The organism is Archangium lansingense (assembly GCF_026626635.1).
In the GTDB taxonomy this organism is placed as follows: domain Bacteria; phylum Myxococcota; class Myxococcia; order Myxococcales; family Myxococcaceae; genus Archangium; species Archangium lansingense.
On sequence record NZ_JAPNKA010000001.1, the window covers coordinates 10,125,228 to 10,150,514 of the forward strand.

Below are 25,287 nucleotides of genomic sequence, written 5' to 3' on the forward strand. Positions count from 1 at the left end.
CGGGTAGCCTACATGACTACCCGGGGCGATGTCAGGCAGGGCTTGAACCCGCCGGAGACCCGCGAACGAGCAGACGAAATTCTCGTTGAGCCGTTTTTCGCGCTCGGGTGTCTCTGGTGTCGTTCGCGAGGAGCCTCAATGCGTCACACCCTACTCATCATGTGTGTTGGTGTCGGCCTCTCAGCGTGCGAGGACTCATCCACCCCGTCGATCCAGGGTGAGACGATGCCAGCGCACCTGCTGACTGCGTCAGAGTACAACACGACGGTCCAGGATCTGCTCGGCACCCCGTCGCGGCCAGCCGACTTCTTCCCAGCGGTCTCAGCCTCCGAGTTCGACGCGAACGTGGGGGTGCTCTCGACGCTCTCGTCGGTGCAGCGCGAGGCGCTCTTCAACGCCGCGAGCGACGTCGTCGAGGAAGCCTTCAAGTCGCCGGAGCTCACCTCACGCCTCGTGACGTGCATGCCCGCGAGCGACACCGATACCACCTGCGCGCGGACGCTCGTGACGTCGCTGGGCCGCCGTGCGTTCCGTCGTTCGCTCGACGCCGAGGAGGTCGACGCGTACCTCAATACCTACCGCAGCGCGCGCACCACGCTCGAGATGGGCCACGTCGAAGCGGTCGCACATGTGCTCCGCGTGATGCTCAGCAGCCCGTCCTTCTTCCTGCGCATCGAGCGGCCCGGCAAGGGAAAGGAGCCCATCGAGCCGGCGGCGCTCGCGAGCCGTCTCTCGTACCTGCTGTGGGGCTCGATGCCCGACGACACGCTCCTCGACGCCGCCGAGCGGGGTGAGCTCGACGACGACGCCGCGCTGCGCGCCATGACGGACCGGATGCTCGACGACCCGCGCGGTCAGCGCTTCGTCTCGCGCTTCCTCGGACAGTGGCTCGGGACGGTCCGGCTCTCCAGCCACAACGTCGACCCTACACGCTTCCGCCAGTGGACACCGACAGTGGCCACGGCAGTCGAGGGCCAGGCCAACACCTTCTTGAGCGGCTTCGTTACCGGCACCACGCCGTGGAGCGAGCTGTTCTCGGCGCCGCACCCGGCCAGCGCGGCGGTGCAGCCGTTGCTCGCCGCCGATCCTTCGACGCTGAAGCGCCGCGGCTTCCTCACGCTGCCCGCGTACCTCACGCTCAGCTCGCACAGCGACCGCACCTCGCCGACCTCGCGCGCGAAGGGCGTCATCACCTCACTGTTCTGCACCGACATGACGCCGCCCCCGGGCGTGGTGACCGAGCTGCCCGCGAATGAGGGGGGCACGTCGCCGAAGACGGTGCGCGAGCGGCTCGAGGCGCACCGGCGCAACCCGGCATGCTCCGGCTGCCACAACATGCTCGACCCGATCGGTCTGAGCCTCGAGAACTTCGATGCTGTCGGCCGCTACCGTACCCAGGACGAGGGGCAGCCCATCGACGCGAGCGGTACCTACCAGGGCACGTCGTTCACCGAGGTGTCGGGGCTGATGCCGCTGCTCGCGGCGGATCCGCGCCTTGGCACCTGTGCACCGCACAAACTGTTCAGCTTCGCCATGCGGCGCAGCCTGGACGAGGCCGATTACCTCCGCGCCGAGAAGCTCGCGGAGACGTGGAAGGCGGGAACGTTCCGCGAGCTGTTGCATGAGATCGTCGTCTCGCCCGCCTTCCGCGGGCACACCGAGGAGGCTCCATGAAGACGCTGTTGTCGCGCCGTACCGTGCTGCGTGGGGCAGGTGTCGCGCTCTCGCTCCCCTGGCTCGAGGCGCTCGCGCCGCGCACCGCCCGCGCCGCCGTTGGCATCCCGCGCCGCCTGTTGATTTGCGCCTTCCCCAACGGCGCGCCTCATGACTGGTGGACCAACGCCCCCTCATTCGGCACGTCGTTGTCGGGCGCCGACTTCAAGCTACCCAACGTGCTCGCCCCCTTCGCGCCCATCAAGCACAAGCTGATGATGGTGAGCCGCCTCGGCAACTACACCTGGAGCCACGACGGCAGCGCGCCCGGCCCGAGTGTCGAGCCGTCTCACGCGCGCTGCATGTCGGCGGTGACCACGTGCATCGACGCCGACGAGGTCGCGCGCAAAGCGGGCCTGCCGCTCGACTCGGCGGTGCGCAGCACCACGTCGGTTGATCAGCTCATCGCTCGGACGATGGTGGGCCTGACGGGCCTCAACTCGCTGCAGACCGGCCTCGGCGTGAAGCCTGGCTTCTTTGACTACCGCAGCTACGCCTACAACCAGGTGCTGTCGTGGAAGTCGCCGACCGAGCCCCTCAAGCGAAACGTCAACCCGCGCGTCGTCTTCGACCAGCTTGTCGGCGGCACCGGTGCCCAGACCCCGGCGGAGCTCGCCAGGCTCAAGGCCCGGGAGAAGAGCGTGCTGGACGCGGTCCGCGAGGACACGCTTCGCATCAAGAAGCGGGTGAGCAGCCGGGACCAGCAGGTGCTGGACCAGTACCTGGAGACCGTGCGGAGTCTGGAGATCGCTGTCGACCAGGTCGCGGCCACGTGTCGTACGGTCCCTACCCCCAGCCCCGTGCCCGAGCCGCCCGGCCCGCAGCAGGGTCTGTCCCAGGGGCAGGACGGGTATGACCACGAGCTGCACGCCAACGTGATGAACGACCTCATCACGCTCGCCTTCGAGTGCGACCGCACGCGCGTGGTCACCCACCTGCTCGACGACGCCCGCTCCGAGTTCGAGTATCGCAACATCCCCGCCTCGGACCGTACGCGCGTGGGGCTCAATTACAATGCGGGGGCCAGCCTCCACTATCACGCTTCCCAGCACGGGCCGGGTGAGCTGGCCGATACGACGGAGAATGGCCAGTACAAGATTTTGACCCCGAGCAACCGCGACTTCGCGGCCATCAACGCGTGGATGGGCCGCAAGGTGGCGGAGCTCGCGCTCAAGCTCGACGCCATCCCCGAAGGTGACGGCACCGTGCTCGACCACACCACGCTCGTGTTCCTGAGCGAGATGCGCACGCACGACCACGACGCGTTCGACCTCCCGATTCTCATCGCGGGCGGCAACGGCGCGCTCAAGCGCGACACGCACATCGCCTATCAGTCGGTGGGCAGCGACCGGCAGCTCCGCGACCTGTGGTACACCCTCATGCGTCACGTGTTCGGCATGCCGGTGTCCTCGTTCGGAGAGGACTTGCGTGGCGTGGGGAACGCGGACCTCACCGAGATCCTCGCGTGAGTTCCCCGATGCTTCGTGGCTTCGTGCTGGGCCTCTTGATGGTTGCAATCCAGTCCTGTGCGGTCGAGCCCGCCGGACCGAACGCTCCCGTGGCGGATGGCGGGAGCGACGGTGCAATCTCCGTGGATGGGCGAGCCATCAAGGTCGGTGGCAAGGCCATCCAGTTGAAGGGCGTCTGCTGGAATCCCGTCGGAAAGGGTCACCAGCATCCGCCCAGGGACGACTACGCCGCCTTCGCCGACCAGGACATCGCGCTGATGAAGGCCGCGGGCATCAACGTGGTCCGCACGTACGACACCATCCGCGATACCAGGGTGCTGGACAAGCTGCACGCCGCGGGCATCCGGGTGATCATGAGCGTGTATGCCTATGGCGGTGAGCCGGCGACTCGGGCCTCCGAGCACGTGACGGCTCTCAAGAATCACCCCGCCATCCTCATGTGGTCACTGGGAAACGAGTGGAACTACAACGGCCTGTACACCGGGATGTCCTTCAATGACTCGATGGCGCGGCTAAACCAGATCGCTGCCGCCATCAAGGCCATCGATACGACGCATCCCATCGCGACCGTCTATGGCGAGATGCCCTCCAGGGACACCCTCGAGAGAATGCCAGACGTCGACGTCTGGGGCCTGAACATGTATCGGGGAATCACTTTCGGAGACGCCTTCGACAAGTGGAAGGGCCTCTCCCAGAAGCCCATGTTCCTTGCCGAATATGGTGCGGACGCGTTCAACGCGAAGCTTCCCGGATACGATCCCGAGAGCCAGGGCACCGCGACCCGCGCACTGACCGAGGAGATTCTCGAGCATTCGACCGCGAACAAGGGCGGAGTGTGCTCCGGCGGCACCCTCTTCGAGTGGTCCGACGAGTGGTGGAAGTCGGGGAACCCCTCCCAGCACGACAACGGCGGTGCGGCCCCCGGTGGGGGGCCCTACCCTGACGGCACCTTCAACGAGGAGTGGTGGGGCATCGTCGACGTCGACCGAAACACGCGGCCCGCATACGAAGCGCTCAAGCGCCTCTACGCGCCTTGAGCGCTTGGCCGAGACCAGGCGGCCTGAGCTCGTGCAACTCATCCGTGCCGCAGCCCGGCGTGCCGAAAAGGCGCGGGGGAGACCGGCGGACCGATCCGCGTGAGTACAGATCGGCCCAGTGCAACAGCTCGCCGTGCTGCTCGATGGTGACGCGGCTACCGGGTGGCGCTCTTCACGTAGTCCTGGCGCCAGCGCTTGTCCACACGCGTGCGCATGTCGAGCCTCGCGTTGGCATTCTGCTCGGCGGACTCGTACTTCTGCTGGATCTGCCCGTCACCGACGAGGAAGCCGTTCGCGTACACCACGGTCTGATCCGGGCCCAGCTTCAGGGACTCCTCGTTCGAGCCGACCTTGAGGTTGTGCACCTTTCCGCCGAACGGCTGGCGGGTGACGCTCACCAGTTGGCTGATGCCGGTCTGGGTCTGGACCTTGTCTCCCACGTGCAGCTTCCGGGCCTGCACCATGCCCCGGTCCACCGTGGCGATGGGGTGCATCTCCGTCATCAGCAGCTCCCTCCCGGTCTTGTCCTTGATGCGAACCATGGGCACGGTCTCGAAGCCCTTGGCGATGTCAGTCACGGTGAGCGCCTGGGCGCCCGGGTGGAAGGGGTTGAAGATCTTGTCCCCGATCTGGATGGACTCGATGGGCACCATGCGGCCGTCGGCCAGTTGCACCTTCGTGCCCTCGGCGAGGCAGCTGTTCGTCATGGTCATGCACGGCAACTGCCAGTCCGTGGCCTGGGAGTCTGGATCGTTGCTGATGACGATGGGACGGGGCGGAATCTCAACTGCTCCCTGCTTCATCGGAATGCCCAGAATCATGGTGAGATCCAGCTGGTCCTGGACCTGCCGACAGCTCGGGTCGAAGAGCGCCGCGTCCGCCCCCGTGAGATTCCAGCTCAGCGTCTTGCCGTCAGGGGCGATCGTGACGTGCTGCCAGAAGTTCTGCATCGGGCTGTACAGGGCATTGCTGCTGTCCACGTCGCAGCCGCCGCCCACGTTGGTCAACACGACCTTGATATTTCCCGGAGGCGTCAAGGTTCCGTTCTGGTATTGCGCGATCCTGTTGGCATCGAAGACACAGTTGGGGTTGTTGAAGGAGATGCCGATGGAGCCGGACAAGGGGATCTTCAACGCCGTCGGGGTTCCGGTCAGGTCGTAGTCGCAATCACCCGTCCAGGTCCGGTTCAGGCAGATGTCCACGCACTGTCCGCCCGTCGTGTCCACGGGGTCGGTGATGTTCAGTGTGGACAGGTCGAACTGGCACCTCTTGTTGTTCTCGCGGAGGGTGTAGGTCTCCTGCAGGCCCGCGGCCGAGTCGATGAGAGAGTACGAGTCCACCTCGTAATCCAGCGCGCTGGTGAGAGTGACGTCCCCGACCGCCGCCGACCTCACGATGGAGCCACTGTACTTCTCGGCGTAAGCCATCGCCCCGAGGGCGGTGCCATTCTTGTCCCAGGTAGCACTGTCGACATAGAGGTAGTTGGCCACGCCGGGGTAGGTGACCAGCGCGTTGGCCTCCATGTACGGGCTGCTCTCGGTGAGGAAGTTGGTCGAGTTGATGAAGTGCTGGGGCGTCCGGGTGGCCGTGAGCGTCTGAGTGCGCTCCGTCTTTCTCGGATGCAGTTGATCCGCGGCACGCCGCTGGTTGATGAGGGCGAAGAGACGGGGCGCCGTCTGCGGCGTCTTCCCGGCCATCTTCAGGCGGGCGAGGACGAACCGGAACACCTGCGGGTCCGAGTAGTCGAGGCTCGTGGCGGCGTCCGTCTTCACCAGGCTCCGGACGTACCTGCGATCCGCGTGATATGTCTTCAGCTCGGCGAGGGATAGCGCCTCGGGACGAGCCATCCCCGAGAACCCGGACTGCGTCCAATCGATCTGGCTGTTCTGTCCGCCAGCCGGCAGTGCGCTCGCGGTGAGCGGCCCCATGAGTCCCACCAGCAGACCCCCCCAGAACATCTTGCGCAGCTGAGCGGCTGACTTCGCCGCGTTGATATGGGTCGACATGAATTCGTTCTCCTTGCCTCGATTACGGTCGGTGCGACGGCATGCCCCTCGAAAAGGGCACACCGTGCCTCAGCAAGCCATGTGCCTGCCCGTGGCCGAGGGCTTCTCAGAGCGACGGTGGTCCTGCATCCCGGGAACAAGAGATGCCGGCCCGGCGGGTTGACGCGTCAATCCGGTGGGCTGACGCGTCAAAGCGAGGAGATGCTCCCTCGAGCGAGACGTTCGGTTCGCACTGTATTTCTTCGCCTGTGTTGGGTGTGGAGGCAGGCGCCGTCCGCCTCAACCCCTCCCAGCACTCCACCCCTGCAGTGCCTTCATTTCGGCTGACTGCTTGAGTCAGCTTTTCGCGACAACTCCGTTGACACCCACCGCCTGGGCGGTCCGAAAACATGCGGAGTGCCTCAGCGCGGGAGGGACCGCGGCGCTCAGCGGTGGCGCCGGGCCTTCTCTGGCTCATGCACCAGCCTGGCGAGACGCGCTGCAAGCTCCAGGAGCAATGGTCCGGCTTCAGGCCGATGGTGGATGGCGAGCTCCATCGTTTCGATCGGCGGAAAGCCGCTTTCCGGACCGAGGACCTGGTGGCCCGGCAGTACCGCGCGGGCCGGCAGCAGACTGATACCGAGTCCATCGGCGACGGCGGACTGGATGCTGGCAAGGCTCGTGCTGGAGTAACCGATGCGCCATCGGCGCCCGAGCGACTCCACCGTCTCGAACATCTCGTCGCGGTAGAGGCCGTTTGGCGGAAAGACGACGAGGCGCAGCGGGTCGCCATCGACCGATGGGTGGCTCGCGCTGTCGACCCAGCACAGTGGCTCGGGCCAGCGTGATACACCCGCCCCCGTGCCACGTCGTTGCTTGAGCAGCACGAGATCGAACTCGCCACGGTCGTAGAGGCGGCGCAGGTCCCGGCTCAGCCCGCTGGTCACCTCGAGCGTCATGTCGGGGTGCGCACGCATGAAGCCAGCCAACATCCCAGTGATGCGCCCGGAAGCGAAATCCTCCGGCACACCGAGGCGTAGGGTCGCGCCCGCGTTTGCCTGCGACAGCGCCTCCGCCACCTCCGCATCGAGCGCCAGCATGCGCCGTGCATAACCGAGGAGGCGCTCGCCCGGAGCGGTCAGACGGATGTCGCGACGCCGCCGATCGAGGAGCGAGGCGCCCACCTGCTCCTCCAACCTGCGGAGCTGCTGGCTCACGGTTGATTGCGTGGAGTGAAGGCGCCGCGCCGCACCGGTGAAGCTGCCGCAGTCGACCACGGCGGTGAACGCTTGCAGGAGGCCCAGGTCGAGAGGGGTTCTATTCATGAGGGCACTCATAAGTATGCTGAGGTTTCATGGCAACGCGGGGGACCTCTCCTCTATCTTCGTGACATCGTCATCCTGGGATTCCTTCGTGAACCTATCGTTGAAACAGCTGGCGGCGTTCGCCAGCGCAATGGGATTGCTGCTCATGGGTGTCCTGACTGGGAGTGGGCCCTCGCAGGCTGCGCCACGCGACCGCGTGCTCATCGTGGCGGCGGAGCGAGGTGATGTCGAGGCTGTGCGCGTCGCGCTCCGGGAAGGTGCAGCCATCGACGCACGCGACGATCGGGGCCGTACGGCGCTGCTGGCGGCCGCTCACAAGAACCACGTCGCCGTCGCGAAGGTGCTCATCGAGGCAGGAGCGGACGTGAACGCGAAGGATGCGCTCAAAGACAGCCCCTACCTCTACGCGGGGGCCAGAGGTCATCTCGAGATTCTGAGACTCACGCTCGCGCACGGTGCCGACCTGAAGAGCACCAACCGGTACGGCGGGACGGCGCTCATTCCGGCCTGTGAGCGCGGACACGTGGAGACAGTGAAGACGCTCATCGGGGCGGGGGTCGACGTGAACCACGTCAACAACCTTGGTTGGACGGCATTGCTCGAGGCAATCATGCTCGGCAATGGCGGCCCGCAATACGTCGAGATTGTGCGCCTGCTCGTCGCGGCGAAAGCGGACGTCAAGCTCGCCGATGGCTCGGGGGTGACGCCGCTTCAGCACGCACGCCAGCGCGGCTACCGTGAAATCGAGCAACTGTTGGTGGCGGCTGGCGCCGCATGAAGGCCTGGCGTGTGCCATGCGATTTCCACCTCGAGCGATTCTGCTCCTCACCCTGGTTTTCATCGGCCTCAACCTGCGCCCCTTCCTCACCGGCATCGGCCCGCTGGTGGCGAGCATCGCCGCCGATACCGGCCTCGGCTACCGCGGCCTGGCCTGGCTCACGATGCTGCCGACGTTGTTGATGGGCGCCGGGGCCTTCCTCGGTCCCTGGATACAGCGCGAGCTGGGTGGAAGGCGTATCGTCCTCGGCGCATTGACGATGCTCGGGTTGGGCTCCGCGCTCCGTATCGCCGTGCCGAGTGGCAGCGCGCTCATCGGCACCGCCGCACTCTGTGGCATGGGCGTGGCCGCCATCCAGGCAGTCATGCCCGGCCTCATCAAGGAGAACTTCCCCCGCGGCGTCGCGCCCATCACCGGGGTGTACTCGGCCGCCCTCATGGCCGGCGGCGCAGCCGGCGCGCAGCTTACGCCAGTGCTTGCCGATATCGTGGGCAGCTGGCGCGGAGCCCTCGCCTGGCTGGCGGCTCCCGCGGGCGCGGCGCTGGTGCTCGGGTGGTGGGTCCTGCCTCGCGCGGAGCGAGCCAGCGCCGGTCACACAGCCGTGGCCGTGCTTCTGCGTCGGCCGCGTACCTGGCTCCTGATGAGCTGCTTTGGCCTAGTCAACGCCGGCTATTCATCGATGGTCGCCTGGCTCCCCGCCTATTACCTGACTCGCGGTTGGAGCAAGGCACACAGCGGTGGTCTGGTGGCGCTGATGGCGGTGGCGCAGGCGGCCGCGGCGCTGTCGCTGCCCGCGCTCGCCGCACGCAGCCACGACCGACGGCCGTGGTTGTGGCTCACACTCTTCGCGCAGGCAACCAGCTTCGCCGGTCTGGCCTTCTGGCCCGATGCTTCGCCACGCCTGTGGGCGGCGCTCGGTGGGGCCGGGCTCGGCGGATGCTTCGCGCTCTCCCTCGTCGTTGCCCTCGACCATCTGCACGAGCCTGCGCAAGCGGGCGCACTCAGCGCGCTCATGCAGGGAGGCGGCTTCCTGATTGCAGCGAACGGCCCATGGTTGATGGCGGTGTTGCAGGAGAGGAGCGGAAGCTTCGCTACCGGTTGGCTCGCGCACCTCGCCTGCGTACTGCTCGTCATCTACCTCGTCACGCGGCTTGCGCCCGATGGTTACGGCGCTGCCATGAACGGAACACAGGCATCGTCACGGCCTGGAACGGCCTGACAAGGCGGTTTTATGTCATCACCAACGGACCATCTCCTCGAAGCAATCGCGCTCGCACGAGACAATGTACGCCGCGGCGGACGGCCATTCGGTGCCGTCGTGGTCAAAGACGGCAACGTCATTGCGCGCGGGGTCAACGAGATTCTCGCCACCAACGATCCCACCGCACACGCGGAGCTCCTCGCGTTGCGCGCCGCGGGCCGAGCCCTCGGCACGCCGCGCCTCGACGGGTGCTCGGTCTATGCGAGCGGCCATCCCTGTCCGATGTGCCTCGCGGCCATGCGCATGGCCGGCATCAAGGAGGTTGCCTTCGCCTACTCGAACGAGGAGGGCGAGCCCTACGGCCTGTCAACGGCTGCCATCTATGCCGAGCTGGCGAAGCCATTGGCACAGCAAGCGATGAAGATGGTTCATCTTCCCGTTCGACCGGAGGGCGAGACCGAACTCTATGAGCTCTGGCGGGCGTCCCTCAGCACCTGAGCCAATGGCCTCTGGGGGTCGGGGTTTCCGGCTCCCGATGTCAAGGAGGTGGAGTCCCGCTGCCGTCAGACTTCAATGAACTTGGCGCCAGTGATGCCCTCTGATTCCATCACCTGCTTGAGGCGCTCGGAGACAATAAGGACCACCTTCCAGCCCCAAGGGCGGAAGATGTGGGCGTCTCCTATCTTCTCAACGTCCACCTTCAGCCCTCTAACGTTCTTGTACCCGCCTAATTTTTCCGGGCGTCCATCCTCTGGCTGCCAATAAAACACCTCGTCACACCGGGCGTCGTCGATGCACCGGATGACCTGCAGGGCATTGAGAATGAACCAGGGCTCCGCCTGCCACTCCACTTCCACGGGGATGAATTGCACCTCCTTCTGGAGCCCCAAACGCTCGAAGAGTGAGACGACCCGACGGTGAACGACGGGAGTACCCATTGCATGACTGAACTCGAGCGCGATCCCCGCTGGCTTCATAGACAAGCGGATCGGCCTCTCAATATCCAGGACTCGGCCCTCCTTGAACTGCCAGATGTCAAAGAAATCGTCCTCGCCTCCGCCCTGGTTATAAATAGGCATCCTCAAGTGCCAACGCCCAGGGATGTATACGTCATCGTATATCTCGTAATACTTCATCAGCTCCGTCATGACTTCCTCGTGGCGAGCTTGTTGAGTGTGGAGCCCGGCTTGCAGATGTCCCCTGCAATCTCGTCGAGCGCTCTGACAAGCTTCGCTCGACAATCGGCCCCTGGCCGACAACCCGACAGCGCATCCTCCAGCCGGTTGAAGACTTCGCGGTGGTAAGCCTCGGGATGGGGGCCCTTGTGGTCTCGCAGATAGACAATGTTCGCCGGGTCATCCAGGCTCATCCCCGCCGTTTCGAAGAGTGTCTCGAACCGGGGCGTCCAGGGGCCGCCGGTGATTTCGGACGTGTCGTTCTTGTTGGTGCACAGGTGGTGGCGATGGTGGCCGTCCTGCTTCGACTCCGTACACGCCCCCGTCGTCCGCGCCGCGCTCACCGCTGACGCCACCGCAGCGGTCGCCGTGTTCGCCGTCACCCCCATCAGCACCACCGTCCCGTCCGCCACGCTCACCTGCGCCCTCGTCCCCGCCACCACCCTCACGCCTCCCCTCGTGCCCCCTCCCGCCATGGCGAAGCGCGGCGGCGACAGGCCCGCCCATAGCCCTCCCTTCGGCACCTCCGGCAACCCCCTCGCCAGCTTCGCCCCCGCCACCGTCACCAGCACCCTCAGCCCCACTCCGCCCAGTGCTTTTCCAAACCGCTCGGCCACCGCCTCCAACTCCTCCCTCGTCCTCGCCGCCTCCGCCTCCCGGTACAGCCTCAGGCACGCCTGCCCCACGTTGTAGAGCTCCGCCGCGCTGTACGTCAGCAGCAGTCCCACTGTCACCGCTCCCGCCAACGCCTTGCTGAACACCGGCTCCGGTACCGCCCACGCCAGCATGTACAGCATCATGGATGTCCCCACGGACAGCAGGACAGCGGGCGAGCTGAACAGCTCCAGCGCCGCCTCCCTCACTCCTTCCCCCATGTAGCGCGGCGAGAGCCTCAGCGCCTGAAACCACCTGGCACTCTCCAGTGTCCCCGGCAGTTGCACTTGCGCCGGCCCCAGCAGCTCCTCGTACTCCTCTCTCACCCGCCTCTCCAACACCGAGGGCCTCGCCTCCTCCGCTGGCACATGGCCCGCCAGAGCCAACATCGTCGTCGGGCGCGGCTTCTCCTTCTTCCTCCTGCTCGCCTGCTGGAATTCCTCCTCCAGCGCCTCCACCACCTCCCTCGCCTCTTCCTCCCTCCACACCCCCAGCGCCGGGTTCGGCTTCAACCTCTTGAAGCTCAGCCTCAGCCCCTGCCCCTCGTCCCCCTGGTACCCGCTCACCCCCACCTCCTCCAGCACCGGCACCTCGTCCTTGGCCCTTGCTGAAGTGCCCCCCAGCGCCATCGCCAACAGCGACAGCAGGTAGATGGGTTGAAGGACTCTTGGCTGCATGTGCGGCTCCTCCGGCCCTTCGGAATGCAAGGCGGTGGCGGCCAGTGTCCCTCACCTCGGAGGTGGGATGCCAGACACGACCCTGGCCCGGGGCTCGCGGCCTCACCGCCGCGATGGCCCGGGTTACACTCACGCTGGTGGAAGCCATCGGCCGCGAGCGCATGCTGCCCACCCCGACCCAACCTCGACTTCGGCACCCTGCGCGAGCGCAGCGCCACGCTCGCCCCCGTCGAGCCCCGCTTCCACCCGGACGTGGCGCCCCTCTGAAGTATAGGACGGAGAGGAGCCCAGTTGAGCAAGGAGAATGGACGAAAGGGATACCGCATTCGCGCGTCGAACCCCACCGCGGTCCCAACGATGTGAAGTGCTCTACATGGCAGAAGTGAGTCGTCGACGCTCCGTGTCTGCTGGGCCATAAGCCGTGCTCTCTCTTTCGAGGAGGCCAGCCGGATGTTTCGACGAATGGTGGTGATGGGACTTGTTACCATGGGGGTGATGGCGTGGGCTGCGGAGTCGTCGCCTCCACCGTCCAAGCCGCAAGGACCGAGCCCTTCACGCAGTGGCTATCTGCCCATCAACGGCCTGAAGCTCTACTACGAAGTGTACGGAGAGTTGGGCAAGTCCAAGACAGCTCCGTTGCTGTTGATTCCTGGGGCTTTCTTATCCACCGACTCAATGAAGCCTTGGGTGGCAGCCTTCGCTGCGAAGCGCTCGGTGATTGTCTTTGACCAACAGGGCCACGGTCGAACCGCGGACACGTCGCGGAAGATGTCCTACGAGCAGTTCGGCGATGACGCTGCGGCATTGCTGAGGGCCCTGAAGGTGGAGCGCGCGGATGTGATGGGCTACTCCCAAGGTGGAGGGGTGGCACTGCAGCTGGCGGTGCGTCACCCCACGCTCGTCAACAAGCTCGTCTCGCTGTCCGCCACCTACCGTAAGGACGGTTGGTACCCTGCGGTGTTCAAGGCGATTGAGGGCCTGAGCGCCAAGATGTTTGCAGGTTCTCCAGTCGAAGTAGCGTTCAAGAAGCACACGGCTGATCCCAAGGCGTTCGAGGCCTACATCGAGAAGATGAAGGTGTTGAACATCAACGACCAGAACATCACCGACGCTCAGATGCGCGCTATTCCAGCCAAGACGATGGTCATCGTGGGTGATGCGGATGGCGTGAAGCTGGAACACGCGGTGGCGATGTTCAAGCTTCGGGGCGGAGGCGATGAGGAGGCGGCCGCTACTGGGATGCTCACGAAGGTTCCTGCGGCGCGGTTGGTGATCCTCCCCGCGACCTCTCATATTGGGATCTCAGGGGAGGCGAAGGTACTCGAGTCGATGGTGACGCCTTTCTTGGAGGACGCGCCTCCCGCCAACCCCTCTCTTTGGTAGTTAGAGAGCTCTCAGCCCACACGTGGGGAGGCTCCCCAACTCGGGTCAGACGGGCGTCCCTGCGTCAGACTTCAATGAATTTAGCGCCAGTGATGCCCTCTGATTCCATCGCTTGCTTGACGTGCTCGGAGACGATGAGGACAACCTGCCAGCCCCAGGGGTGGAAGATGTTGGCGCTCCCCACCTTCTCCGGATCCACCCTCAACCCTCGAACGTTCTGGTATTCACCTACCCTGTCTGGCTCGCCATCCTCTGGTCCCCAATAAAGCACCTCCTCACACCGAGCGTCATCGATGCACCGGATGACCCGCAGTGCATTGAGGATGAACCAGGGCTCCGTCTGGTCCTCCACCTCCACGGGGATGAACTGCACCTCCTTCTGGAGACCCAGGCGCTCGAAGAACGAGACGACCCGACGGTGGACGATGGGAACCCCCATCGCCTCACTGAATTCGAGCGCAATGCCCGCCGGCTTCATGGACAAGCGGATCGGCCTCTCGATTTCCAGGATTCGCCCCTCGTTGAATCGCCAGGTGTCGAATAACTCGCGCTCGTCATCGTCCTCACGCGCGCCCGATTCCCCTCCATCCTTGAAGAGAGGAAAACTCAAATCCCAACGCCCTGGAATGTATACATCGTCGTATAGCTTGTAATAGCGTGTCCGCGCTGTCATGGCGTTCTCGTGGCGAGCTTGTTGAGTGTAGAGCCCGGTGTACAAACTTCCCCTGCAATCTTGTCGAGCACTCTCACGAGCTTCATTCGGCACTCGACTTGGGTCCTGCAGGTTCCAAGCGCCAACTTCAACCGCTCGAAAATTTCACGGTGGTACGTCTCGGGATGAGGCCCCTTGTGGTCTCGCAGGTAGACGAGGTTCGCTGGGTCATCCAGGCTCATCCCCGCCGTTTCGAAGATTTTCTCGAACCTGGGCGTCCAGGGGCCGCCGGTGATTTCGGACGTGTCGTTCTTGTTGGTGCACAGGTGGTGGCGATGGTGGCCGTCCTGCTTCGACTCCGTACACGCCCCCGTCGTCCGCGCCACGCTCACCGCTGACGCCACCGCAGCGGTCGCCGTGTTCGCCGTCACCCCCATCAGCACCACCGTCCCCTCCGCCACATTCACCTGCGCCCTCGTCCCCATCACCACCCTCACGCCTCCCCTCGTGCCCCCTCCCGCCATGGCGAAGCGCGGCGGCGACAGGCTCGCCCATAGCCCTCCCTTCGGCACCTCCGGTAACCCCCTCGCCAGCTTCGCCCCCGCCACCGTCACCAGCACCCTCAGCCCCACTCCTCCCAACGCCTTCCCGAAGCGCCTGGCCACCTCCTCCAACTCCTCCCTCGTCCTCGCCGCCTCCGCCTCCTGGTACAGCCTCAGGCACGCCTGCCCCCGTTGTAGAGCTCCGCCGCGCTGTACGTCAGTAGCAGCCCCACTGTCACCGCTCCCGCCAACGCCTTGGAGAACACCGGCTCCGGTACCGCCCACGCCAGCATGTACAGCATCATGGACGTCCCCACGGACAGCAGGACCGCGGGCGAGCTGAACAGCTCCAGCGCCGCCTCCCTCACTCCTTCCCCCATGTAGCGCGGCGAAAGCATCAGCGCCTGAAACCACCTGGCGCTCTCCAGCGTCCCCGGCAGTTGCACTTGCGCCGGCCCCAGCAACTCCTCGTACTCCTCTCTCACCCTCCTCTCCAACGCCGAGGGCCTCGCCTCCTCCGCTGGCACATGGCCCCCCAGGGCCAACATCGTTGCCGGGTGCGGCTTCTCCTTCTTCCTCCTGCTCGCCTGCTGGAATTCCTCCTCCAGCGCCTCCACCACCTCCCTCGCCTCTTCCTCCCTCCACAGCCCCAGCGCCGGGTTCGGCTTCAACCTCTTGAAGCTCAGCCTCAGCCCCTGCCCCTCGTCCCCCTGGTACCCGCTCACTCCCACCTCCTCCAGCACCGGCACCGGCACCTCGTCCTTGGCCCTTGCTGAAGTGCCCCCCAGCGCCATCGCCAACAGCAACAGCAGGTAGCTGGGTTGAAGGACTCTTGGCTGCATGTGCGGCTCCTCCGGCCCTTCGGAATGCAAGGCGGTGGCGGCCAGTGTCCCTCACCTCGGAGGTGAGATGCCAGACACGACCCTGGCCCGGGGCTCGCGGCCATGCGCATGGCCGGCATCAAGGAGATTGCCTTCGCCTACTCGAACGAGGAGGGCGAGCCCTACGGCCTGTCAACGGCTGCCATCTATGCCGAGCTGGCGAAGCCCTTGGCACAGCAAGCGATGAAGCTGGTTCATCTTCCCGTTCGACCGGAGGGCGAGACCGAGCTCTATGAGCTCTGGCGGGCGTCCCTCAGCACCTGAGCCAATGGCCTCTGGGGGTCGGGCTTTCCGGCTCCCGATGTCAAGAAGGTGGAGTCCCGCTGCCGTCAGACTTCAATGAATTTGGCGCCAGTGATGCCCTCTGATTCCATCGCTTGCTTGACGTGCTCGGAGACGATGAGGACAACCTGCCAGCCCCAGGGGCGGAAGATATTGGCGCTCTCCACCTTCTCCGGATCCACCCTCAACCCTCGAACGTTCTGGTATTCACCTACCCTGTCTGGCTCGCCATCCTCTGGTCCCCAATAAAGCACCTCCTCACACCGAGCGTCATCGATGCACCGGATGACCCGCAGTGCATTGAGGATGAACCAGGGCTCCGTCTGGTCCTCCACCTCCACGGGGATGAACTGCACCTCCTTCTGGAGACCCAGGCGCTCGAAGAGCGAGACGACCCGACGGTGGACGATGGGAACCCCCATGGCGTGACTGAACTCGAGCGCGACGCCCGCCGGCTTCATGGACAAGCGGATCGGCCTCTCGATTTCCAAGACTCTTCCTTCCTTGAACCGCCAAACGTCGAACAACTCGCGCTCTTCCTCGCGCTCGCCCTCACGCTTGCTATCGCTGAAGAGAGGCATCCTCAAATGCCAACGCCCTGGAATGTATACATCGTCATATATTTTGTAATACTTCATCTGCATACTCATGGCGTCCTAGTGGCCAGCTTGTTGAGCGTGGAGCCCGGCTTGCATACCTCCCCTGCAATCTTGTCGAGCGCGCCCAGGAGCCTGGGCCGGCACTCAATCTGGGTTCGACAAGGTCCAAGCGCTTTCTCCAGCCGCTCGAAAATCTCGCTGTGGTACGCCTCGGGATGGGGCCCCTTGTGGTCTCGCAGATAGACAATGTTCGCCGGGTCATCCAGGCTCATCCCCGCTCGTTCGAAGAACTCCTCGAACCGAGGAGTCCAAGGGCCGCCATTGCTTTCGGATATGTCGTTCTTGTTGGTGCACAGGTGGTGGCGATGGTGGCCGTCCTGCTTCGACTCCGTACACGCCCCCGTCGTCCGCGCCACGCTCACCGCTGACGCCACCGCAGCGGTCGCCGTGTTCGCCGTCACCCCCATCAGCACCACCGTCCCCTCCGCCACATTCACCTGCGCCCTCGTCCCCATCACCACCCTCACGCCTCCCCTCGTGCCCCCTCCCGCCATGGCGAAGCGCGGCGGCGACAGGCTCGCCCATAGCCCTCCCTTCGGCACCTCCGGTAACCCCCTCGCCAGCTTCGCCCCCGCCACCGTCACCAGCACCCTCAGCCCCACTCCTCCCAACGCCTTCCCGAAGCGCCTGGCCACCTCCTCCAACTCCTCCCTCGTACTCGCCGCCTCCGCCTCCTGGTACAGCCTCAGGCACGCCTGCCCCACGCTGTAGAGCTCCGCCGCGCTGTACGTCAGTAGCAGCCCCACTGTCACCGCTCCCGCCAACGCCTTGGAGAACACCGGCTCTGGTACCGCCCACGCCAGCATGTACAGCATCATGGACGTCCCCACGGACAGCAGGACCGCGGGCGAGCTGAACAGCTCCAGCGCCGCCTCCCTCACTCCTTCCCCCATGTAGCGCGGCGAGAGCCTCAGCGCCTGAAACCACCTGGCGCTCTCCAGCGTCCCCGGCAGCTCCACCTGCGCCGGCCCCAACAGCTCCTCGTACTCCTCTCTCACCCGCCTCTCCAACGCCGAGGGCCTCGCCTCCTCCGCTGGCACATGGCCCGCCAGGGCCAACATCGTTGCCGGGTGCGGCTTCTCCTTCTTCCTCCTGCTCGCCTGCTGGAATTCCTCCTCCAGCGCCTCCACCACCTCTCTCGCCTCTTCCTCCCTCCACAGCCCCAGCGCCGGGTTCGGCTTCAACCTCTTGAAGCTCAGCCTCAGCCCCTGCCCCTCGTCCCCCTGGTACCCGCTCACTCCCACCTCCCCCAGCACCGGCACCGGCACCTCGTCCTTGGCCCTTGCTGAAGTGCCCCCCAGCGCCATCGCCAACAGCAACAGCAGGTAGCTGGGTTGAAGGACTCTTGGCTGCATGTGCGGCTCCTCCGGCCCTTCGGAATGCAAGGCGGTGGCGGCCAGTGTCCCTCACCTCGGAGGTGGGATGCCAGACACGACCCTGGCCCGGGGCTCGCGGCCTCACCGCCGCGATGGCCCGGGCTGCACTCACGCTGGTGGAAGCCATCGGCCGCGAGCGCATGCTGTCCACCCCGGCCCAACCTCGACTTCAACTCCCTGCTGCGCACCCTGCGCGAGCGCAGCGCCACGCTCGCCCCCGTCGAGCCCCGCTTCCACCCAGGAGCCCAGGTGAGGGCGGCGGGCGAGTGTAGAGAGGAGGAGAAGGACTGCTGGCGGGTGCCGCAAGGGCGGCGCGCCGGGCCAGAGCAGATGCCACGCAGCCCCTTGGGGTACACGCCCGCCCCGCGCTGATCAGGGCAGGCTGGAGGACCAGCCACCGTCCACGGTGTAGGCACCACCGGTGCAGTAACTGCTGTCATCGCTGGCGAGGAAGAGGTTCACCCGGGCGACCTCCTCGTTGGAGGCGAAGCGCTTGAGGGGCACACGCCCAGCGACCCAGGCCCGGATCTCGGCCTCTTTGCCGGCCCCCAGGGTCCGCTCCACATTGGCCATCATGTCGTTGTCGACGGGGCCAGGGCACACCGCGTTGACCCGGATGCGGTGGGGCGCGCCGTCGATCGCGGCCGCGCGCGCGATCCCCACGACGGCGTGCTTGCTGGCCACGTACGGCGAGGAGACCCCCATCCCACCGAGGCCTCCCGCCGAGGAGGTGAGGATGATGCTCCCACCGCCGCGCTTCTGCAGTTCGGGGAACGCGTACTTGATGGCCAGCCACGTACCGCGCACGTTGATGGCCATCACCGAGTCGAAGGACTCCACGGAGATGTCGGAGATGGGGTGGAACTCCCCCTGGATGCCCGCGTTGCTCACCAGAAGGTCGAGCCCTCCATGGCGCGCCACCGCCTCACGGAGGTAGCGCTGGGTGTCCTCGACCTGGGAGACATCCGCCACGGTGTAGCTGATGTTCTCGTGGTTGATCGCCTGCACCGTCTTGCGAAGCTTCTCCTCGTTTCGGCCCACCACCACCACCCGGGCGCCCTCCTGGACGAAGAGCGCGGCCGTCGCCGCTCCGATGCCACTGCCGCCGCCGGTGATGATCGCAACCTTGTTCTGCAACCGATTCATGATGTGCTCCCTCTCGAGGTCGACGGGTGCACCCGCCACCGGTCGACAGCGCGGAACCTAGTTCAGGTGCACGGCCTGTCCACCAGCCTGGCGCACAGCTCGGCGGCACCCGTCAGCAGCCCTTCACCGCTTATCCGAGCGCGCGTCAAAAGGTGGTATGCGGGGGTCCCATGTCTAGAGACGTCGAACTCCAGTGTCGTTGCGGAAAGATACACGGCTGGCTGCGCGATGCGGCACCAGACTCGGTGAACCGCGTCGTCTGCTACTGCGACGACTGTCAGGCATTCCTGCACCATCTCGGCCGCGCCGAGCTGCTCGACGAGCACGGCGGCTCGGATATCGTGCAGGTCGCGCCATCGACGCTCTCGTTCGATCGTGGCACCGAACTCGTCACCGCCGTGCGCCTCACGCCCAAGGGCCTCTATCGCTGGTACGCGAGCTGCTGCAAGACGCCGCTCGGCAACACGGTGTCGCCGCAGCTCCCGTTCGTCGGGATCGTCACCGAACTGTTCCAGCAGGCGCCGAACGCCCCCCGGTGTGACGAGGTCTTCGGCGCGCCGCGCGGTGGGATCCTCGGCAAGTTCGCGATCGGCAATCCGCCGCCCGGGTCGGTGAAGCCGAACGTGCGCCTGCTCGCGCGTACGATCCGCAAGTTGCTCGGCTGGAAGCTCCGCGGCAAGGCGTGGCCACATCCGTTCTTCGACCGCGCGAGCGGCAATCCGAAGTACCCCGTCACGGTGCTGTCCACGGCCGAGCGTGACGCGCTACGCTCGCTGTGTGGCCCGCGTCCCGCTCGCGCGTGACCGCCGGAATCGGTGTCAAAGAACCCGGAATCGGTGTCAAAGAACTCGAAACGCGGGACTCGAGTCCAAACGAGACTCGGCGTGGGCAGGTGACGCTCCCGGCCTCCACGTGTTTCTGGGGACTTGCGGTTGGCCTGCGCGGTGCATCGCCCTCGCGGAGCGTAGGAGGGATAGGGGATGGGCTGGCCGCTGAGAATGTTTCAAGCGGGGCACTCCTGTCATGGGAGCACGGGCCGTGCGCTCTCAGCACCCGCAATACCCGGCCCGAGCACCTCGAGCGCAGCCCTCGACCGTTGGGGCATGCCTCCTCGCTCCAGGCGTTGAAGCAACTGCGCGAGCAGTACCGTGTCTTCGTCGCGGCGTTCCGCGAGGCGGCAGCTCGGTGGCGGCTGGGGGATTTCTCAGCTCCCTTTCCCCTCTTCTCCTTCCCTCCGCGTTTCGTGCCCGGTCGTATTGCTCAAATTCTTTGACACCCTCTCCGGGGCTCCAGGCCACGCGCGCGCGAGTCGAGCACTTGGAGGCGCAACACGCCGAGGGTGCACGTATGGAGCGGCTGGGGGACGATCTCGAGGCCTTCGCCGCAGCCATCCGGGACGGCTTGGAGGCACTCGACTTCGCCGGGCGCCAACGGCTCGTCCGCTTGCTCGTCGAGCGGGTCATCGTGCTGGGGGAGGACGTCACCATCGAGCATGCAGTCCCCCTCTCCGGCCGTTTTTGTCGTTTGCGTCCTGATGATCGAGGCGAGCGAGGTGGGGAGAGGCCTGCCCCGGTATGTGGAGCGGGACTTCGCCAGGTGCCTGGAATGCGGTGTGCTGGCGCACGGCTTCGCGCGGGTGCGCTGTGAGAGTTGCAAGGACGAGCTTCTCGTCGCCTTCTCCTGCAAGGGACGCGGGGGGTGCCCGTCCTGCAACGCGAAGCGGGCGCATGTGACGGCGGCGCACCTGGTGGAGCGGGTGCTGCCGCATGTGCCCTACCGACAGTGGACGCTGTTCTTTCCGCACCGGGTGCGGTGGGTGCTGCTCAAGGACGTGGGACTGCTCTCGGAGGTTCTCACCGTCCTCCTCCGCCTCCTTGCTCCAGCCCGCCTCCCAGCAACAGGGCCCCCATTCCGCCTATACGCCAGGAATCTCGTCAGCCCCGTCCACCGGTTGCTTCGAGGCTCCAAGGGTGTCGACGAAACACGTCGGCCATCGCCTCCGCCCAGCAGATGAGCCCGCCTGCGCCATCTTCAGGTAAGCTGGAAGGCGCCACCGAGAGCGCGGGCTACTCAGCCCACCAGCGCATCCGCCGCTCGCTCCTTCAGGCGACTCGAAACTGCGAAACTCGACTCTAGGAAACACTCGCCTGGCATCAGCGTCCCAGTGTGCTCTAGGAAAGGGCGTTGTCAGTTTTCAGCTGGAGGGTTCGTCATGCCCAACGGCATATCGCTCCACCTGGGATTGAATGCAGTCGACTCCACACACTATGGCAGCCCGCTCCTACTGGGTGGCTGCCACAACGATGCGCTCGACATGAGGGCCATCGCGCACGCCACCGGTTTCCGTTCGCGGGTTTTCCTCGACGCCGAGGCCACCGCGCCAAGTGTCCTCGCGGCGATCAACGACGCGGCGCGCGAGCTGCGCGCCGGCGACACGTTCTTGATTACCTACGCGGGGCATGGTGCCCAGGTACCGGACGTGAGTGGCGACGAGGCCGACGCGCTCGACGAGACCTGGGTCTTGTTCGACCGAATGCTGCTGGACGACGAGCTGTATGCCGCGCTGGCGGCCTTCTCCGGCGGCGTGCGCGTCCTGTTCATCTCGGACAGTTGTCATAGCGGCTCGATTGCGCGGGAGGCAGTGTACCGCGAGCTTGCGGAAGCGAGCCCGCTGGCCTCGCAGTATGCGGGCACGACCAGCGTCTTCCGTACCCCCAGCGAGCCGGGGTTCGGGCAGCGGGTGTGGAGCCAGCATGCGGGTCAATACCGGATGCTCACCCGAGGGACACCCCCGAATCCTCGAGAACTGGTCCGTGCGGCGGTGATCCAGCTCTCAGGGTGCCAGGACGACCAGCTATCGGCTGACGGAGAGGGCAACGGTCTATTCACCAGCAAGCTTAAGGATGTCTGGAGCGGTGGGCAGTTTCGCGGGAGCCACCGCGCGTTCTGGCAACGCATCGGGCAGGCCATGCCCCCGACACAGAGCCCAGGCTACCTCACCTACGGTGGGGGAGTGTCTGACTTCGAGAAAGAGCGGCCATTCACCGTCTCGACTACCACACCGGTGGCGGACAAAACAACGACAGGAGGCTGTATGATGAGCACGCAGGAATCCGGCGAAGAGATGATGCCAGAAGTTCTCGCCGAGCTGAAGCGGCGCTTTCCAGCGTTGGACTTGCCCGGCGCGGAATCCGGCGTGCATCCCGCGGGCAACGGCGGCGGTTCGTTCGTGGGGGGCCCGACGGAGGCTCCCCGCCAAGCATCATCCGCCGCACAGCGCGCCGTGACGGGGGCCCCCATCGTTCGCACCCAGTGGTGGGGCCTCCAAATCGAAATCAGCCATGAGGATCTCCTCCGATTCACGAGCGCTGCCGACCCGGCAAGTGCCTTTGTCGCCGCAATCGGACCTATGACCGGCCCAGCGGCGCCATACATGATGGCGGCCTCCTTCTTCGTTGCCGCTGCGACGCAGTTGCTGAGGAGCCTGGATCGCGGCAATGGCGTGACCCTCGTGATGTCGTGGTTTGCGCCCGGCGCGTTCGTTCCCATCACCACCCCTGGGGGGCGTGGCCTTGCGACTCGAGGCCTGGGCGAGCCCTACGAGCAAGCGGGCGAACCCTGGGTGCGGAACTACAGCGGATGGTTCTCCGGGATACGTCTGGAGGAGGACATCTACTGGAACCTCCCCGTTGGCACGGTTCGCGAGTCCGTGATCGTGCACACGAACCCGCCAGGGTTTGGCAACGTTTACTTCAACGGCTGGCTCTCCGACGATGCGAGCGTCGGTCACTTCCGCCTGCACGTCGGGGTTGCGCCGTTCCAGGGCGGGCGCGTGGAGGTGCGAATGATGGTCCGCAACGCGGACGGGAGTCGCTCGGTTTCCACGGCGAGCGGGAGTCGCCCGGGTTCCACGGCGAACGGGAGTCGCCCCGGTTCCACGGTCGTTCCGGGGCCGCGCCCGCTCACGAGCGAAGAACTCTGAGCAGCGAGGGGAACTGTCCGACTGCGGTCGGGTGCGACCGCTGTCGGCAGCCGGCGCACGGCTAATACTACCCGGTCAGATGCGAGAGGGCCCGAGAGGAGGAGCTCGGGCACCGATGCTACGTAAGACCTCGCCGCGGCCCGTGGAGGCGGAGGTTGACGTCGAGTTCAAGGCATGAGGTGACGAGCACCGCTCCCCCCAGCGGGGGCAGAGCCGAAGCCACAAGAGGCGAGCCCATCGCCTGAGGCAACAGTGAAGGCGGAGCCGAAGAAGGAGCGGACGCCACGAGTGGATTGGGCCGGGCCGGAATCGGTGTCAAAGAACTCGAAACGCGGGACTCGAGTCCAAACGAGACTCGGCGTGGACAGGTGACGCTCCCGGCCTCCACGTGTTTCTGGGGACTTGCGGTTGGCCTGCGCGGTGCATCGCCCTCGCGGAGCGTAGGAGGGATAGGGGATGGGCTGGCCGCTGAGAATGTTTCAAGCGGGGCACTCCTGTCATGGGAGCACGGGCCGTGCGCTCTCAGCACCCGCAATACCCGGCCCGAGCACCTCAAGCGCAGCCCGCGACCGTTGGGGCATGCCTCCTCGCTCCAGGCGTTGAAGCAACTGCGCGAGCAGTACCGTGTCTTCGTCGCGGCGTTCCGCGAGGCGGCAGCTCGGTGGCGGCTGGGGGATTTCTCAGCTCCCTTTCCCCTCTTCTCCTTCCCTCCGCGTTTCGTGCCCGGTCGTATTGCTCAAATTCTTTGACACCCTCTCCGGGCCCGGCGTGCTCCTCATGGGGTACCCGTCAGCGCTCCTCTCCTCCCTCTCTGCTCCCGCCCGCTACCCCCTACAGGGATCCTGTCCTTCCTATACGTCGATGATGCTGCTGGCGTGTTCGCTCAGGCGATAGAGTTGCGCTCCATGCAACCCATCGACTTGAACCTGCTCACCGCGCTGGATGCACTCCTCCAGGCGGGCAGCGTGACCGGAGCGGCCCGGCGGATGAATCTCAGCGCCCCCGCGATGAGCCGGACCCTGGCACGGATCCGCGAGGCCGTGGGAGATCCGATCCTCGTGCGCGCGGGGCGCAAGCTCGTCCCGACCCCCCACGCCCTGGCGTTGCGGGGCCGCGTGCACGAGGTCGTGGAGCAGGCCGCGGGACTGCTTCGACCGGGCGGCGAGCTGGAGCCCGCAACGCTCGACCGCGTCTTCACGCTCCGGTCGGGTGATGGGCTCGCCGGGATGTTCGCCGAGTCTCTCACCCGGTTGTTTCAACAAGAGGCCCCGCGTGTCGTAACGCGCTTCGTCCCGGAGGGCGACGAAGACGTCGGAGCACTCCGCGACGGCCAGGTGGATCTCGACCTGGGGGTCATTGGCGCAATGGGTCCCGAGGTGCGAGTCCAGACCCTGTTCCACGACCGGTATGTCGCCGTGGTGCGGGGCGGCCATCCGATCCTCCGGGGACGCTACTCGTTCGAGCGGCTCGCCGATCATCCGCACATCTCCACCTCACGCCGGGGCAAGCTGCGCGGTCCGTTGGACGAGGTCCTCTCGAACATGGGCATCACACGTACGGTCGCATTGGCACTTCCGTCCATGCAGGCCACGCTGGTCGTCGTTGCCGGGTCGGACATGATCGCGACGGTTCCGGAGCGGTGCTCGGAACGTGCTCGCGAGGCGCTCGGCTTGAAGACACTTCCCATGCCCTCGACCTTGCCTACGGTCGCCATCTCCCAAGCCTGGCATCCACGGTTCGACGCGGACGGCGGGCATCGCTGGCTCAGGGAGTGCGTTCGCCGCGTGTGCGGAAGGGAGGGCCGCCGGAAGTCGAACGCAGCCCGTATCTCGCCGTGAGGGTGCCCATGGGTAACGGACTGGACGTCGCGATGTGGACGCACTGAAACCCAATGTGCGTCACGCGGCACGCTCGCGGTCGCTCCTCTTGCACCGACAATGGCTGGCCTGGTGGAGCTCGATCAGGTTCCCGGCCGGGTCTCGGAAGAAGAGCTGCATGAGCTGAGGCGCCGCCACGGAGGACTGCTTCCAGTAATCGACCTTCAAGCGGAGCAGCTCCCGCTCCGCCCCGGCGACATCCGCGACAGCCAGGGCAACATGCGTGTCGACCGGATCCCTCCCCGGCCCCTGGGCATACATCGAGGGTCCCTCCTTTCCCAAGAGGTGTATCTGGGTATCACCGGGCACATCCATGAAGTGGCCCGGGATGCCAGGGATTCGGGGGCGACCCGCATCCGATGAGAGACCCAGCACGCCTTCGTAGAACTCGCGCATCGGTTCCGTGAGGCTCGGGTGCATGCAAACGCCGTGATGATGAAGCTCCAGGATTTCAAGTGCCATGGGGTGTCTCCCTCGTTCGTGACGGGAGCCA

The 25,287-nt window shown here is 65.8% G+C and carries 21 protein-coding genes and 1 pseudogene; 12 read left to right on the plus strand and 10 right to left on the minus strand.

Annotated features, from left to right (window positions below):
• The first annotated feature begins 138 nt into the window (after positions 1-138).
• Genes OV287_RS40285 through OV287_RS40295 form a run of 3 tightly spaced genes read left to right on the plus strand, consistent with a single transcriptional unit; the run spans position 139 to position 4,219 of the window.
• Positions 139-1,674: a DUF1588 domain-containing protein gene (locus tag OV287_RS40285; RefSeq protein WP_267539341.1), complete on the plus strand. Its 1,536-nt coding sequence runs from the start codon at positions 139-141 to the stop codon at positions 1,672-1,674.
• Entirely contained in the window at positions 1,671-3,182 is a 1,512-nt protein-coding gene (locus OV287_RS40290) for a DUF1552 domain-containing protein (RefSeq protein ID WP_267539342.1), read from the plus strand. The genes OV287_RS40285 and OV287_RS40290 overlap by 4 nt, the downstream gene beginning before the upstream one ends.
• Positions 3,179-4,219 carry a glycoside hydrolase family 2 TIM barrel-domain containing protein gene (locus OV287_RS40295; RefSeq protein WP_267539343.1) on the plus strand — a complete coding sequence of 347 codons (1,041 nt, stop codon included), beginning with the start codon at positions 3,179-3,181 and terminating at the stop codon, positions 4,217-4,219. Before OV287_RS40290 ends, OV287_RS40295 begins: the two co-directional genes overlap by 4 nt.
• Before the next feature lie 155 nt (positions 4,220-4,374).
• On the opposite strand, the gene OV287_RS40300 is transcribed toward OV287_RS40295, so the two are convergent.
• Both OV287_RS40300 and OV287_RS40305 read right to left on the minus strand, forming a co-directional pair.
• Positions 4,375-6,225 carry a Hint domain-containing protein gene (locus OV287_RS40300; protein WP_267539344.1) on the minus strand — a complete coding sequence of 617 codons (1,851 nt, stop codon included), beginning with the start codon at positions 6,223-6,225 and terminating at the stop codon, positions 4,375-4,377.
• A 425-nt stretch (positions 6,226-6,650) separates the two neighbouring features.
• Positions 6,651-7,529 (minus strand): LysR family transcriptional regulator, encoded by an 879-nt coding sequence (locus OV287_RS40305; protein WP_267539345.1) that lies wholly within the window; start codon positions 7,527-7,529, stop codon positions 6,651-6,653.
• A 100-nt stretch (positions 7,530-7,629) separates the two neighbouring features.
• On the opposite strand from OV287_RS40305, the gene OV287_RS40310 reads away from it, so the two are divergent.
• The 3 genes from OV287_RS40310 to OV287_RS40320 are packed head-to-tail and all read left to right on the plus strand — an operon-like array spanning position 7,630 to position 10,006.
• Positions 7,630-8,307, plus strand: a complete 678-nt coding sequence (locus OV287_RS40310) for an ankyrin repeat domain-containing protein (RefSeq protein WP_267539346.1) — start codon at positions 7,630-7,632, stop codon at positions 8,305-8,307.
• Positions 8,308-8,323: 16 nt separating this feature from the next.
• The gene (locus tag OV287_RS40315) at positions 8,324-9,526 is read left to right on the plus strand and encodes a cyanate transporter (protein WP_267539347.1); all 1,203 of its coding nucleotides are present in this window, start codon (positions 8,324-8,326) and stop codon (positions 9,524-9,526) included.
• Positions 9,527-9,538: 12 nt separating this feature from the next.
• Positions 9,539-10,006 carry a nucleoside deaminase gene (locus OV287_RS40320; RefSeq protein ID WP_267539348.1) on the plus strand — a complete coding sequence of 156 codons (468 nt, stop codon included), beginning with the start codon at positions 9,539-9,541 and terminating at the stop codon, positions 10,004-10,006.
• 65 nt (positions 10,007-10,071) lie between these two features.
• Here the strand turns inward: OV287_RS40320 and OV287_RS40325 are convergent, their stop codons facing one another.
• Complete coding sequence (locus tag OV287_RS40325) at positions 10,072-10,656, minus strand: imm11 family protein (RefSeq protein WP_267539349.1); 585 nt, start codon at positions 10,654-10,656, stop codon at positions 10,072-10,074.
• A complete protein-coding gene (locus tag OV287_RS40330; protein ID WP_267539350.1) occupies positions 10,653-12,014 on the minus strand; it encodes an AHH domain-containing protein in 1,362 nt (453 codons plus the stop codon). Before OV287_RS40330 ends, OV287_RS40325 begins: the two co-directional genes overlap by 4 nt.
• 450 nt (positions 12,015-12,464) lie before the next feature.
• Here OV287_RS40330 and OV287_RS40335 point away from each other — a divergent pair, with 450 nt between their 5' ends.
• The gene (locus OV287_RS40335) at positions 12,465-13,397 is read left to right on the plus strand and encodes an alpha/beta fold hydrolase (protein ID WP_267539351.1); all 933 of its coding nucleotides are present in this window, start codon (positions 12,465-12,467) and stop codon (positions 13,395-13,397) included.
• A gap of 64 nt (positions 13,398-13,461) precedes the next feature.
• Here OV287_RS40335 and OV287_RS40340 read toward each other — a convergent pair whose 3' ends face one another.
• Together OV287_RS40340 and OV287_RS56720 are read right to left on the minus strand one after the other, a co-directional pair.
• Positions 13,462-14,070 (minus strand): imm11 family protein, encoded by a 609-nt coding sequence (locus OV287_RS40340; protein ID WP_267539352.1) that lies wholly within the window; start codon positions 14,068-14,070, stop codon positions 13,462-13,464.
• Positions 14,067-15,433: pseudogene (locus OV287_RS56720) on the minus strand (AHH domain-containing protein). Before OV287_RS56720 ends, OV287_RS40340 begins: the two are co-directional and overlap by 4 nt.
• A 108-nt stretch (positions 15,434-15,541) precedes the next feature.
• Between OV287_RS56720 and OV287_RS40355 the strand changes: the two are divergent.
• Complete coding sequence (locus tag OV287_RS40355) at positions 15,542-15,736, plus strand: hypothetical protein (protein WP_267539355.1); 195 nt, start codon at positions 15,542-15,544, stop codon at positions 15,734-15,736.
• Positions 15,737-15,801: 65 nt separating this feature from the next.
• On the opposite strand, the gene OV287_RS40360 is transcribed toward OV287_RS40355, so the two are convergent.
• The 3 genes from OV287_RS40360 to OV287_RS40370 all read right to left on the minus strand — a co-directional run bounded on the left by OV287_RS40360 (position 15,802) and on the right by OV287_RS40370 (position 18,935).
• Complete coding sequence (locus OV287_RS40360) at positions 15,802-16,398, minus strand: imm11 family protein (RefSeq protein WP_308809775.1); 597 nt, start codon at positions 16,396-16,398, stop codon at positions 15,802-15,804.
• A 2-nt stretch (positions 16,399-16,400) separates the two neighbouring features.
• The gene (locus tag OV287_RS40365) at positions 16,401-17,768 is read right to left on the minus strand and encodes an AHH domain-containing protein (RefSeq protein ID WP_267539356.1); all 1,368 of its coding nucleotides are present in this window, start codon (positions 17,766-17,768) and stop codon (positions 16,401-16,403) included.
• A 393-nt stretch (positions 17,769-18,161) separates the two neighbouring features.
• Positions 18,162-18,935, minus strand: a complete 774-nt coding sequence (locus tag OV287_RS40370; RefSeq protein ID WP_267539357.1) for an SDR family NAD(P)-dependent oxidoreductase — start codon at positions 18,933-18,935, stop codon at positions 18,162-18,164.
• A gap of 170 nt (positions 18,936-19,105) precedes the next feature.
• Here OV287_RS40370 and OV287_RS40375 point away from each other — a divergent pair, with 170 nt between their 5' ends.
• The 4 genes from OV287_RS40375 to OV287_RS40390 all read left to right on the plus strand — a co-directional run bounded on the left by OV287_RS40375 (position 19,106) and on the right by OV287_RS40390 (position 24,755).
• Positions 19,106-19,738 (plus strand): DUF6151 family protein, encoded by a 633-nt coding sequence (locus OV287_RS40375; RefSeq protein ID WP_267539358.1) that lies wholly within the window; start codon positions 19,106-19,108, stop codon positions 19,736-19,738.
• Positions 19,739-20,427: 689 nt separating this feature from the next.
• A complete protein-coding gene (locus OV287_RS40380; protein ID WP_267539359.1) occupies positions 20,428-20,949 on the plus strand; it encodes a transposase zinc-binding domain-containing protein in 522 nt (173 codons plus the stop codon).
• 198 nt (positions 20,950-21,147) lie between these two features.
• Entirely contained in the window at positions 21,148-22,917 is a 1,770-nt protein-coding gene (locus tag OV287_RS40385; RefSeq protein WP_267539360.1) for a caspase family protein, read from the plus strand.
• A gap of 905 nt (positions 22,918-23,822) precedes the next feature.
• A complete protein-coding gene (locus OV287_RS40390) occupies positions 23,823-24,755 on the plus strand; it encodes a LysR family transcriptional regulator (RefSeq protein ID WP_267539361.1) in 933 nt (310 codons plus the stop codon).
• 60 nt (positions 24,756-24,815) lie between these two features.
• Here the strand turns inward: OV287_RS40390 and OV287_RS40395 are convergent, their stop codons facing one another.
• Positions 24,816-25,256 carry a VOC family protein gene (locus OV287_RS40395; protein ID WP_267539362.1) on the minus strand — a complete coding sequence of 147 codons (441 nt, stop codon included), beginning with the start codon at positions 25,254-25,256 and terminating at the stop codon, positions 24,816-24,818.
• Positions 25,257-25,287: the final 31 nt, after the last annotated feature.